An 11,536-nucleotide genomic window follows, 5' to 3' on the forward strand; every position below is an offset into this window, starting at 1 on the left:
ATAAGACCAATATAATAACTTGCCGCCTGCGCCGGAGCCGCATTCCGCGGCCTGCGCCCAAACGATAGGATTGACAACCCGCCGACTCATGAATTCCCAGACCATCGCTCTCGCCGCCTCAGACTTCGATTCCGTCAAGACCTCCGGCACATATATGCCGCTCACCCAGTTCGGCGTGATCGACGTCAAGGGCGAGGACGCCGCCTCTTTTTTGCACAACCAGATCACCAACGACGTCCAGCATCTCGATGCATCGACCGCGCGTCTCGCGGGCTACTGCTCGCCGAAGGGCCGGCTGCTCGGCTCGTTCCTGATGTGGCGCACCGCCGACGCGGTGCGGCTCCTGATCGCGCGGGACACGCAGGCCGCCGTGCAGAAGCGCCTGTCGATGTTCGTGCTGCGCTCGAAGGCGAAGCTCACCGACGCGAGCGCCGAGGTGACGGCGGTCGGTTTCGCGGGCGACGTGCGCGCGGCGCTCTCGGGCATTTTCGATGCGCTGCCCGACGGCGTGCATGTGAAAGTCGAAGGCCCGCACGGCTCGCTGATCCGCGTGCCGGATGCGGCGCATCGGCCGCGCTTTCTGTGGGTCGGCCCGAAGGCCGAGGTCGAGGCCCGGCTCGCGAAACTCGATGAGAAGCTCAAGCGCGCGCCCGAGCAGATGTGGGACTGGCTCGACATCCACGCGGGCGAGCCGCGCATCACTCACGCGACGGTCGAGCAGTTCGTTCCGCAGATGGTGAACTTCGACATTCTGGGCGCGGTGAACTTCAAGAAGGGCTGTTATCCGGGACAGGAAATCGTCGCGCGCAGCCAGTATCGCGGCACCATCAAGCGGCGCACGGCGCTCGCGCACGTCGACGACGACGCGGCGCCCGGCGCTGAACTCTTTCATTCCGACGATCCCGGCCAGCCATGCGGGCTCGTCGTCAACGTGGCGCCCGCGGAGAACGGCGGCGCGGATTGTCTCGTGGAGATCAAGCTCGCCGCGCTCGAAAACGGCTCGGTGCATATCGGTTCAGCCGCCGGCCCCGCGCTCGCTTTTGTGCCGCTGCCCTACGCTTTTCCCGTCGACGCCTGAGGTCGCGCGAGCATGTGCCTGATTGTCTTCGACTGGCAGCCCGGGGCTTCGCCTGAAAACGGCCGCGCGCTGCTGACGCTTTCGGCCAATCGCGACGAGTTCTTTCGCCGCGACGCCGAACCGATGCACTGGTGGCACGATGCGCCGGGCGTGCTCGCCGGCCGCGATCTGACGGGCGGCGGGACGTGGCTCGGCGTATCGCGCGACGGCCGGTTCGCGGCGCTGACCAACTATCGCGCTCCGAGCGAGATGCGGCCGAACGCGCCGACACGCGGCACGCTCGTGAGCGCATTTCTCGCCGGCGAGCGCATGGCGCCGCTCGATTATCTGCGCGGCGTCGCGCGGGAAGGTCATCGGTACAACGGATTCAATCTTCTTTGCGCCGACTTCACGCGACGCGAACTCGGCTGGTACGGCAATCGCGCGGACGCCTCTCCCGCTCTGCTCGATGCGGGCGTGCACGGCTTGTCGAACAGCCTCTTGAACACGCCGTGGCCGAAGCTCGTCGCGCAACGCGAGGCACTGTGCGATCTGATTCACGCCGATGAACGCCCGGCGCTCGATGTGCTCATCGAGACCTTGCGCGACCCGCGCATCGCGAACGACGATCATTTGCCGTCGACGGGAATTTCGATCGAGCGTGAGCGCGTGTTGTCGGCGGCGTTCATCGAAACGGCGGACTACGGCACGCGCAGCACGACGGCCTTGCGTGTGAATCTGACGTCGACTGGGTTAGCGCTGGAAATCAAGGAACGCAGCGACGATGACGGCTCGCACCGCATCGTCAGGCCGGGGGCGTTCGAGCGGGCGTTTGCGTTCGAGTTGCCGTGATCACCCTCGTCGTCGCGCAAGGTACACGGTCGCGACGATGCCGGAAAATTCGGACCCCGGTCATGCGCTGCCCGTCGGCTACGTGATGTCGAACGCCTCTCGCAGCGCCCTCACCGCATCCGCATGCGCCTGCGCCACTTCCGGCACGAAGCCGCCCATCTTGAAGAACTCGTGAATCATGCCTTCGTAGCGCATGAGCGTGACCGGCACGCCCGCATCTTCGAGCCTGGCGGCAAACGCGATGTCCTCGTCGTAAAGCGGATCGTGATCCGCCGCCGCGATCCACGCCGGCGCGACGCCCTCGAAGTCCGGCACGCCGTCCGCTGCGTCGAGCGGGGCGAAACGCCAGTCGTCGCGGTCGCGATCGTCGCGCAGATACTGCGCGAAAAACCACTGGATCGTCTCGCCGGAAAGCAGATATCCATCGGCGAGGCGCGCATGCGATTCGCTCTTCTGCCACGCGCTCGTGCCCGGATAGATGAGCAGTTGCAGCCGCAAGCCGATGCCCGCGTCGCGCGCGAGCACCGCGCACACGATCGCCAGCGTGCCGCCCGCGCTGTCGCCGCCGACCGCGAGCCGGGCCGGATCGATGCCGAGCGTGGGCGCCTCGCGGGCCAGCCATTGCAGCGCGTCGAACGCATCGTTCGCCGCGACGGGGAACCTGTGCTCCGGCGCGAGCCGGTAGTCCACCGATACGACCGCGCACCCCGCATCGTGCGCGAGCTTGCGGCACAGTGCGTCGTGCGTCGACACACTGCCGACGGTGAAGCCGCCGCCATGCAGATACACGAGCGCGGGTGCGGGTGCGGCCCAGCTCGGCTCGACCGTGTGATACACGCGCAGGCCGATGCGCTCGCCATCGCGCGCGGGGATGCGCAGGTCCTCGACGCTTTGCATCGGCAACGGCGCGATATCGAGAATCGGCGCGCTCATCGCGTAGGCCGCGCGAGCCTGCTGCGGCGTGAGCGTGTGATACGGCGGTCGATTGGCGCGCGCGACCATCTCCAGAATTTGCGCGATCTTCGGATTGAGCGGCATCGGCGAAAAGGGCGTCAAAGGGACACGATGATGCCACGAACGGCGCGCCGCTAATGCGGACGCTTCAGCGACATCGGATCGGTCGGGTTGCGCAGTTGCGCGATATCGTCGAGCCGCAGTTGCACCGACGGCATGATGCCCGGATGCGTGATCACGTAGAAGCGCCCTTCGCGCACCGCATCGAACGTCAGCTCGGCGATGTCGCGCGCGGAGAGCTTGCCGCCCTCCACCGCCCTCGTGAGTTGCCGCGCCGCGAGCTTCTGCGACGCGGTGTACGGCGTCTCGTTGGCGAGCGCCTCGGGCCGCGAGCGTTCGGCGTTGGCGATGCCCGTCGGCACGAACGCGGGACACAGCAGCGACACGCCGATCATCGACGCGCCCGCGAGCCGCAAGTCGTGATGAAGCGTCTCGGTCAGCGCGACGACCGCATGCTTCGACGCGTTGTAGACGCCCATCGCGGGCGCGGCGAGCAGGCCCGCCACCGACGCCGTGTTGACGATATGCGCGGGCTCGTTCTGCTCGATCATGATCGGCACGAACGCGCGCAGTCCGTTCGCGACGCCCATCACGTTCACGCCGAAGACCCATTGCCAGTCGTTCGCGCTGTTTTCCCACACGAAGCCGCCCGCGCCGACGCCCGCGTTGTTGAAGAGCAGATGCACGCCGCCATAGGCATCGAGCGACGTTCGGGCGAGCGCGAGCACCTGAGCCGGGTCCGCCACGTCCGTCGTGACGCCGGTCGCGTCGCCGCCCGCCGCGCGCACCGCCTCGACGGTTGCGGCGAGCGCTGCGGTGTCGAGATCGGCGAGCACGAGCTTCATGCCGAGCGCCGCGCCCCGGGTGGCGAACTCGCGTCCGAATCCGCTGCCCGCGCCCGTGATGACGGCGACTTTGCCTTCGAAGCGATCCACGTGTCTTCCTTCGCGCTTAAACGAGCTTCACCAGTTGCTTGCCGAAGTTCTTCCCGCGCAGAAGGCCGAGAAACGCCTCGGGCGCATTCTCGAGCCCTTGCGCGATGCTCTCGCGAAACTGCAGTTTCTTGGTCGCGATGCGCTCGCCGAGCTCCTTCAGCGCCTGCGGCCAGATATCCAGATGCTCATAGACGATGAAGCCCTGCAGCTTGAGCCGCTGAGTCAGGATCAGCCTGGGCGCATCCATCGGCAACGGCTTGCCGTCGTAGCCGGAGATCATCCCGCACACCGCGATGCGCCCGAACGCGTTCATGCGCGCGAGCACGGCGTTGAGCACGTCGCCGCCGACGTTCTCGAAATAGCCGTCGATGCCATCCGGCGTCGCGGCTTTCAGATCTTCGTAGAGCTTGCCCGCCTTGTAATCGACGCACGCGTCGAAGCCGAGTGTCTCGACGACATGGCGGCACTTCTCCGCCCCGCCCGCGATGCCCACCGCGCGGCATCCCGCCGCCTTCGCCAGTTGCCCGACGACGCTGCCCACCGCGCCGCTCGCAGCCGACACGACGACCGTCTCGCCCGCCTTCGGCTCGATGATGCGGTTCAGTCCATACCACGCCGTGACGCCCGGCATGCCGAGCGCGCCGAGATACGCGGACAGCGGCACACGCGATGCATCGACCTTGTTCAGCGCCTTGCCGTCGGACGTGCCGTATTCCTGCCAGCCGAGCATGCCGACGACGCTATCGCCCGCCTCGAACGCCGGATTGCGCGATTCGGTCACGACGCCCACCGTGCCGCCGATCATCACTTCATCGAGCGGTTGCGGCGCGGCGTACGACTTCGCGTCGTCCATGCGGCCGCGCATGTACGGATCGAGCGACAGATAGTGATTGCGCACGCGCACTTCGCCGTCCTGCAGCGGCGCGAGCGGCGTTTCGACGAGCCTGAAGTTCGTCACCGACGCCTCGCCCTGCGGGCGCGACACGAGCAAAACCTGACGGTTGATCTGGGCGTCTGCCATGTGGTTTCTCCTTCGCGAACTGGATTCAGGCGTCGCTCGGTCCCGGCGTCGCCTTCGGATCGGAGCGCATCTTCTGCCGGACGATATCGCGCCCGACCGCGAGCCGCTTCATGTACTTGAACGTGCCGAGCGCCTTCGCGACGAAGTGGCCTTCGCTGTCGCGAATCTCGCCTTCGCAATAGGCCATCGTCGTCGAGCGATGCAGCACGCGCCCGTAACCGCGCAGTTCGCCGCGTCCGGGCTGCATGAAATTGACTTTCATCTCGACGGTGACGACGCCGATCCCGTCGCCCGCGACGCTGCGCGCGGCGAGCGCGAGCGCTGCGTCGAGCAGCGTCATCGTGACGCCGCCGTGCGCGATGCCCCACGTATTCATGTGCGCGTCCTGGAGCGGCATGCGCACTTCGCTTTCGCCGTCCGCGGCCTTGACGAACTGCACGCCGAGCGCGTCGATGAACGGGCTTTCGATCGAGACGTTGCCCGACGGTTGATCGGAAGAGGACATCGCGTTCACACTTCGTAGTCGACGCACTGACGATCTTCGCGGATCGCCGCGACGAAGTCCTTCAGCGCCTGATGTTTCGGATGGACCTGATAGGCTTCGAGCGCGGCCTTGTCGTCGAAATCGGAGACGAGCACGACGTCATAGGTGCAGTCGAAACCCGGTTGCGCGGTGCCGACTTCGAAATGCCCCTGTCCCTTTACGATGCTGCGGCAGGTTTCGAGCTTCGCCTTCAGCTTTTGCGCGTTCTCGGCGCGGCTCGCGCCCTCGGCGTTTTCCTTCAGCTTCCACATGACGATGTGACGTAGCACGGCGACTCCTGGTATCTAACGAGAACTGAAGCGTAGCAAAAATCGCCGTGCGGCGAAGCGCACCCGAACGCCGCGCAACCCTCACACGATTTCGAACAGACCCGCCGCGCCCTGCCCGCCGCCGATGCACATCGTGACCACGACGAACTTCGCGCCGCGCCGCTTGCCCTCGATGAGCGCGTGGCCCGTCAGACGCGCACCCGACACGCCATACGGATGACCGACCGCGATCGCGCCGCCGTTCACGTTCAGGCGCTCGTCGGGAATGCCCAGCCGGTCGCGGCAATAGAGCACCTGCACGGCGAACGCTTCGTTCAGTTCCCACAAGCCGATATCGTCGACGGACAAGCCCGCGCGCTTCAGAAGCTTCGGCACGGCGAAGACCGGACCGATGCCCATCTCGTCCGGCTCGCAGCCCGCGACCGCAAAGCCGCGGAAGATGCCGAGCGGCGTCAGGCCTTCCTTTTCCGCGAGCGTCGCGTTCATCACGACGCATGCGGACGCCCCGTCCGAGAACTGGCTCGCGTTGCCCGCCGTGATGACGCCGCCGGGCAGCGCGGTGCGAATGTTCGACACGCCTTCGAGCGTCGTGTCGGCGCGGATGCCCTCGTCGGCGGCGAGCGTCACCTCCTTCGTGAACATGCGACCCGTTGCCTTGTCGGCGATGCCGGCGAGGACGGTGATCGGCACGATTTCATCGTCGAACCTGCCGGCGGCCTGCGCTGCCGCCGCGCGCTGCTGCGAGCGCACGCCGTATTCGTCCTGCCGCGCTTTCGATATCTCGTAGCGCTTCGCGACATTCTCGGCGGTCTGCAGCATCGACCAGTAGATTTCGGGCTTGTGCCGGTTAAGCCAGCCCTCGGTCAGCATGTGACGGTTCATCTCGTTCTGCACGCACGAGATCGATTCGACACCGCCCGCGACGAACACATCGCCCTCGCCCGTCATCACGCGCTGCGCGGCGAGCGCGATCGTCTGCAAGCCCGACGAGCAGAAGCGATTGACCGTCATGCCCGGCACCGAGACAGGCAACTGCGCGCGCAACGCGATCTGCCGCGCGATGTTCATGCCCGTCGCGCCCTCCGGATTCGCGCACCCCATGATGACGTCCTCGACGCGCGCCGGATCGATGCCCGCGCGCTCGACGACCGCCTTCGTCACATGGCCGCCGAGCGTCGCGCCGTGGGTCATGTTGAGCGCGCCGCGCCACGATTTGGCAAGCGCGGTGCGCGCCGTCGATACGATCACTGCATCGGTCATGTCGTCTCCCTTGCTTTCAAGATCTCTTCTGCCGTCACGCGCTGCACGCCCGCGTCGCGCATGTCCTGCCAGGCCTTGGCGAGCGAACCGTTCAGATCGATCGCGCGGCATGCGTCCTCGATCACGGTCACTTCGAAGCCGGCCGCGCGCGCATCGAGCGCGGACCACGCGACGCAATAGTCGGTCGCGAGTCCGGCGAGCCAGACATGCTTCGCACCGACGTTGCGCAGATAGCCTTCTAGACCGGTCGGCGTCGCGCGATCCGCTTCGAGAAACGCGGAGTAGCTGTCGACATGCTCGTGATGGCCCTTGCGAATCACGAGCCGCGCATGCGGCACATGCAGATCGCGATGCAGCGCAGCGCCCTGCGTATCCTGCACGCAATGCACCGGCCACAACACCTGCTCGCCATAGGGCAGCGTCATCGTCTCGAACGGCTGGCGGCCCGCGTGATTCGCCGCGAACGAGACATGCGAGCGCGGATGCCAGTCCTGCGTCAGCACGACATGCGAGAACCTGCGCGCGAGCGTGTTGATGACCGGCACGACTTCATCGCCGCGCGCGACGGCGAGCGCCCCGCCCGGCATGAAATCGTATTGCACGTCCACCGCGAGCAATACGTCTTCGATGGGTTTCATCTCAGTCATTGAAGCGTCCGTTCGATTGCGCGAGTTCTGTCACGCGCGCGGCGGCTCGCCACGCTTCGCCGTTGGCCTGTTTCGCGTATTTGCGCATCGCGCGTTCGACGTTGTAGAGGCCGATGGTGTCCGCATGGAGCATCGGGCCGCCGCGCCAGAGCGGAAAGCCGTAGCCCGTCAGATAGACCATGTCGATGTCCGATGCCTTGCCCGCGATGCCTTCCTCGAGAATCTTCGCGCCTTCGTTCACGAGCGCGAGCACGAGACGCTCGACGATCTCTTCATCGCCGATCCTGCGCCGCTCGATGCCGCGTTCCTTCGAATACGCGACGATCATGTCGTCGACCACCTTCGATGGCAGCGCGTCGCGCTTGCCCGGCTGATAGTCGTACCAGCCCGCGCCGGCTTTCTGACCGAAGCGGCCCGCCTCGCACAGACGATCGGCGACGCGCGAATAGTGCAGGTCCGGCTGTTCCCGATAGCGGCGCTTTCTGATCGCCCAGCCGATGTCGTTGCCGGCGAGATCGCTCATGCGAAACGGGCCCATCGCGAAGCCGAACTTCTCGATCGCGCGATCGATCTGCGCCGGCAGCGCGCCTTCCTCCAGCATGAAGAGCGCTTGCCGGATGTACTGCTCGATCATCCGATTGCCGATGAAGCCGTCGCACACGCCCGACACCACTGCCGTCTTCCTGATCTTCTTCGCGAGCTGCATGACCGTGGCGAGAACGTCCTTTTCGGTCTTCTCGCCGCGCACGACTTCGAGCAGCTTCATCACGTTCGCCGGGCTGAAGAAGTGCATGCCGATCACGTCGCCCGGACGCTTCGTGAACGACGCGATCCTGTCGAGGTTCAGTGTCGACGTATTCGATGCGAGGATCGCACCGGGCTTCGCGCATTCGTCGAGCTGGCGGAACACCTGTTCCTTCACGCCCAGCTCTTCGAAGACGGCTTCGATGATCAGATCGGCCTGCGCCAGATCGCCGTAAGAAAGCGTCGGTGCGATGAGCGCCATGCGCTCGTCGACTTTTTCCTGCGTGAGCTTGCCCTTTTTAACCTGCGCTTCGTAGTTGCGCCGGATCGTCGCGAGGCCGCGATCGAGCGCATCCTGCTTCGTTTCGAGCAGCACGACGGGCAAGCCCGCGTTGAGGAAGTTCATCGCGATGCCGCCGCCCATCGTGCCCGCGCCGATGACGCCGATCCGCTCGATCTTCCTTGCGGGCGTATTCGACGGCACATCGGCGATCTTGGCGGCCGCGCGTTCGCCGAAAAACGCGTGCCGCAACGCGCGGCTCTCGGGCGTCTGCACGAGCGCGAGAAAGCATTCGCGCTCGAACGCGAGGCCGCGCTCGAAGCCTTCTTTCACACCCTTTTCGATCGCGTCGATGCACTTGTGCGGCGCCGGAAAATGCTTCGCGACCGTGGCGACACCGTTGCGCGCGAACTGAATGAAGCCCTCGGCGTTCGGATGCTCGATCTTGCGATCGCGCACCTTCGGATACGGACCGCCGCGATCGGCGGCCCGGCTCGCGAACGACAACGCGCGTTCGAGCAAATCGCCTTCGGCGATCTCGTCGAAGAGCGCGGTTTGCGTGAGCTTTTCCGACAGCACCGGCGTGCCCGACACGATCATGTTCAACGCCGTTTCCAGCCCGAGCACGCGCGGCAGACGCTGCGTGCCGCCCGCGCCGGGCAAGAGGCCCAGTTTCACTTCCGGCAGCGCGATCTGGGCCCCGGGCGCGGCGATGCGGTAGTGCGCGCCGAGCGCCAGTTCGAGGCCGCCGCCCATCGCGACCGCGTGAATCGCCGCGACCACGGGCTTCGCGCTCGCTTCGAGCGCCTTGATCACGGTCATCAGCGTCGGTTCCTGCGTGGCTTTCGGCGTATTGAATTCGGTGATGTCCGCGCCGCCGGAGAACGCCTTGCCCGCGCCGATGATGACGATGGCGCGCACATCGCGGTCATCGTTCGCGCGCTCGATGCCTTCGACGATGCCGACGCGCGTGGAATGACCGAGCCCGTTGACGGGCGGATTGTCGAGCGTGATGACGGCAACGCCGCCGCGGATCGTGTAGTCCACTGCCATGAAGGTGCCTCCTGTCGACCAGATATCGGAATGATTGTGGTTGATCGACGCAGAATACACAAAAAAGCACGATCGTTCAAACTCGCTGATCATGCGGATTCTGCTGTGGAAATGCGCGAAGCCCCGGTGTCGCGCGGGCGAACCGGGGCTTCGGGGACGCGGAGAAAGCGCTAAACGGAATTTTCGGTCGCGCCCGGCAGCACGTAATCGCGATACTGTTCGCGCAGGCGCACCTTTTGCAGTTTTCCGGTCGCCGTGTGCGGCAATTCCTCGGCGAACACGACATCGTCCGGAATCCACCACTTCGCGACCTTGCCCTCGAAATGCGCGAGCAACGCTTCGCGCGTGAGCGTAGCGCCGGGCTTCAGGACAGCGACGATCAGCGGCCGCTCCGTCCATTTCGGATGCGAGCAGGCGATGCACGCCGCTTCCGCCACGTGCGGATGCGACACCGCGATGTTCTCCAGATCGATCGAGCTGATCCATTCGCCGCCGGACTTGATCACGTCCTTGCTGCGATCGGTGATCTGCATGAAACCGTCCGGATCGATGGTCGCGACATCGCCCGTCGGAAACCAGCCGTCGACGAGCGGCGAGTCGTCCCGGCGAAAATACCGGTCGATGACCCACGGCCCGCGCACGTACAGATCGCCGAAGGACTTGCCGTCCCACGGCAGTTCGCGGCCGTCGTCGCCGACCACTTTCATGTCGACGCCGAAGAGCGTATGACCCTGCTTCTCCAGCGAGCGACGCTGCTCTTCGCGCGGACGTTGCTTCTGCTTGAAGCTCAAGCGCGACAGCGTGCCGAGCGGCGACATCTCCGTCATGCCCCACGCGTGAATCACCTGCACGCCGTACTCTTCCTCGAAGATGCGCAGCATCGCGGGCGGGCACGCGGAACCGCCGATCACCGTGCGCCGCAACGTCGAAAAGCGCACGTTCTGCTGCTTCATGTACGTGAGCAGGCTCATCCAGACGGTCGGCACGCCGGCCGAGTACGTGACGCCTTCCGACTCCATCAGCTCATAGAGCGACTTGCCGTCGAGATCCTTGCCCGGCAACACGAGCTTCGCGCCGACGAGCGGACCCGCGTGCGGAATGCCCCACGCGTTGACATGGAACATGGGCACGACGGGAAGAATCGAATCGCTCGACGATGCACCCATCGCGTCGGGCAATGCCGCGCCGTAAGCGTGCAGCACCGTCGAGCGATGCGAGTACAGCGCGCCCTTCGGATTGCCCGTCGTGCCCGACGTGTAGCAGAGAAACGATGCCTGACGCTCGTCGAGCACCGGCCATTCGTAGTTGCCGTCGTGCTCGCCGATGAGCGTCTCGTAGCTCATGACCGGCACGCTCATGTTCGACAGATGCTCGGTAATGCACGCGGTATCGCCGAGCGCGATCCAGCCTTTCACGTTGGGGCACTGCGGCGCGATGAGCTCGACGAGCGGACCGAAGGTCATGTCGAAGCAGACGTATGAATCGTCCGCGTGATCGATGATGAACGCGATCTGATCGGGAAAGAGTCGCGGGTTGATCGTGTGGCATACGGCGCCCATGCCGCTCACGCCGTAATAGCATTCGAGATGTCTGTAACCGTTCCATGCGAGCGTGCCGATGCGCTCGCCCTGTTCGACGCCGAGCGCGGTCAGCGCCTGCGCAAGCTGCTTAGCGCGCTTCTCGCAATCGCGGTAGGTGTAGCGGTGGATATCGCCTTCGATGCGGCGCGACACGATCTCGTTGTCGCCGAAGTGGCGTGAGGCATGGGACAGCAGAGACGACGCGAGCAACGGTATCTCCATCATCTGGCCAAGGAGATGACTGTGAAGCGGCGGCGACGTCATAGGCGATGTCCTCGGA

At 65.5% G+C, this 11,536-nt stretch carries 11 protein-coding genes; 2 read left to right on the forward strand and 9 right to left on the reverse strand.

Translation table 11 applies throughout. The features are described from left to right. The first annotated feature begins 88 nt into the window (after positions 1–88). Both U4Y90_RS00420 and U4Y90_RS00425 read left to right on the forward strand, forming a co-directional pair. Positions 89–1,078 carry a folate-binding protein gene (locus U4Y90_RS00420; RefSeq protein WP_321791085.1) on the forward strand — a complete coding sequence of 330 codons (990 nt, stop codon included), beginning with the start codon at positions 89–91 and terminating at the stop codon, positions 1,076–1,078. Between the two features lie 12 nt (positions 1,079–1,090). Beyond that, positions 1,091–1,909: an NRDE family protein gene (locus U4Y90_RS00425; protein ID WP_321791087.1), complete on the forward strand. Its 819-nt coding sequence runs from the start codon at positions 1,091–1,093 to the stop codon at positions 1,907–1,909. Between the two features lie 78 nt (positions 1,910–1,987). On the opposite strand, the gene U4Y90_RS00430 is transcribed toward U4Y90_RS00425, so the two are convergent. The 9 genes from U4Y90_RS00430 to U4Y90_RS00470 form a co-directional block, all read right to left on the reverse strand. After that, a complete protein-coding gene (locus U4Y90_RS00430) occupies positions 1,988–2,947 on the reverse strand; it encodes an alpha/beta hydrolase (RefSeq protein ID WP_321792512.1) in 960 nt (319 codons plus the stop codon). Positions 2,948–2,997: 50 nt separating this feature from the next. Then, positions 2,998–3,858 (reverse strand): SDR family oxidoreductase, encoded by an 861-nt coding sequence (locus U4Y90_RS00435; RefSeq protein ID WP_321791089.1) that lies wholly within the window; start codon positions 3,856–3,858, stop codon positions 2,998–3,000. A gap of 16 nt (positions 3,859–3,874) precedes the next feature. Beyond that, on the reverse strand, positions 3,875–4,879 hold the full coding sequence (locus tag U4Y90_RS00440; RefSeq protein WP_321791091.1) for an NADP-dependent oxidoreductase: 1,005 nt from the start codon (positions 4,877–4,879) through the stop codon (positions 3,875–3,877). 25 nt (positions 4,880–4,904) lie between these two features. Further along, positions 4,905–5,384: a PaaI family thioesterase gene (locus U4Y90_RS00445; RefSeq protein WP_321791093.1), complete on the reverse strand. Its 480-nt coding sequence runs from the start codon at positions 5,382–5,384 to the stop codon at positions 4,905–4,907. Between the two features lie 5 nt (positions 5,385–5,389). Next, complete coding sequence (locus U4Y90_RS00450) at positions 5,390–5,692, reverse strand: Dabb family protein (protein WP_321791095.1); 303 nt, start codon at positions 5,690–5,692, stop codon at positions 5,390–5,392. A gap of 81 nt (positions 5,693–5,773) precedes the next feature. Then, positions 5,774–6,952, reverse strand: a complete 1,179-nt coding sequence (locus U4Y90_RS00455) for an acetyl-CoA C-acyltransferase (protein ID WP_321791097.1) — start codon at positions 6,950–6,952, stop codon at positions 5,774–5,776. Further along, positions 6,949–7,590: a bifunctional nicotinamidase/pyrazinamidase gene (gene pncA / locus U4Y90_RS00460; protein ID WP_321792514.1), complete on the reverse strand. Its 642-nt coding sequence runs from the start codon at positions 7,588–7,590 to the stop codon at positions 6,949–6,951. Before pncA ends, U4Y90_RS00455 begins: the two co-directional genes overlap by 4 nt. Before the next feature lies 1 nt (position 7,591). After that, complete coding sequence (locus U4Y90_RS00465; protein ID WP_321791099.1) at positions 7,592–9,676, reverse strand: 3-hydroxyacyl-CoA dehydrogenase NAD-binding domain-containing protein; 2,085 nt, start codon at positions 9,674–9,676, stop codon at positions 7,592–7,594. A 170-nt stretch (positions 9,677–9,846) separates the two neighbouring features. Then, on the reverse strand, positions 9,847–11,520 hold the full coding sequence (locus U4Y90_RS00470) for a 3-(methylthio)propionyl-CoA ligase (RefSeq protein WP_321791101.1): 1,674 nt from the start codon (positions 11,518–11,520) through the stop codon (positions 9,847–9,849). Positions 11,521–11,536 lie beyond the last annotated feature (16 nt).

It is taken from the genome of Caballeronia sp. J97 (genome assembly GCF_905220305.1).
Lineage (GTDB): Bacteria > Pseudomonadota > Gammaproteobacteria > Burkholderiales > Burkholderiaceae > Caballeronia.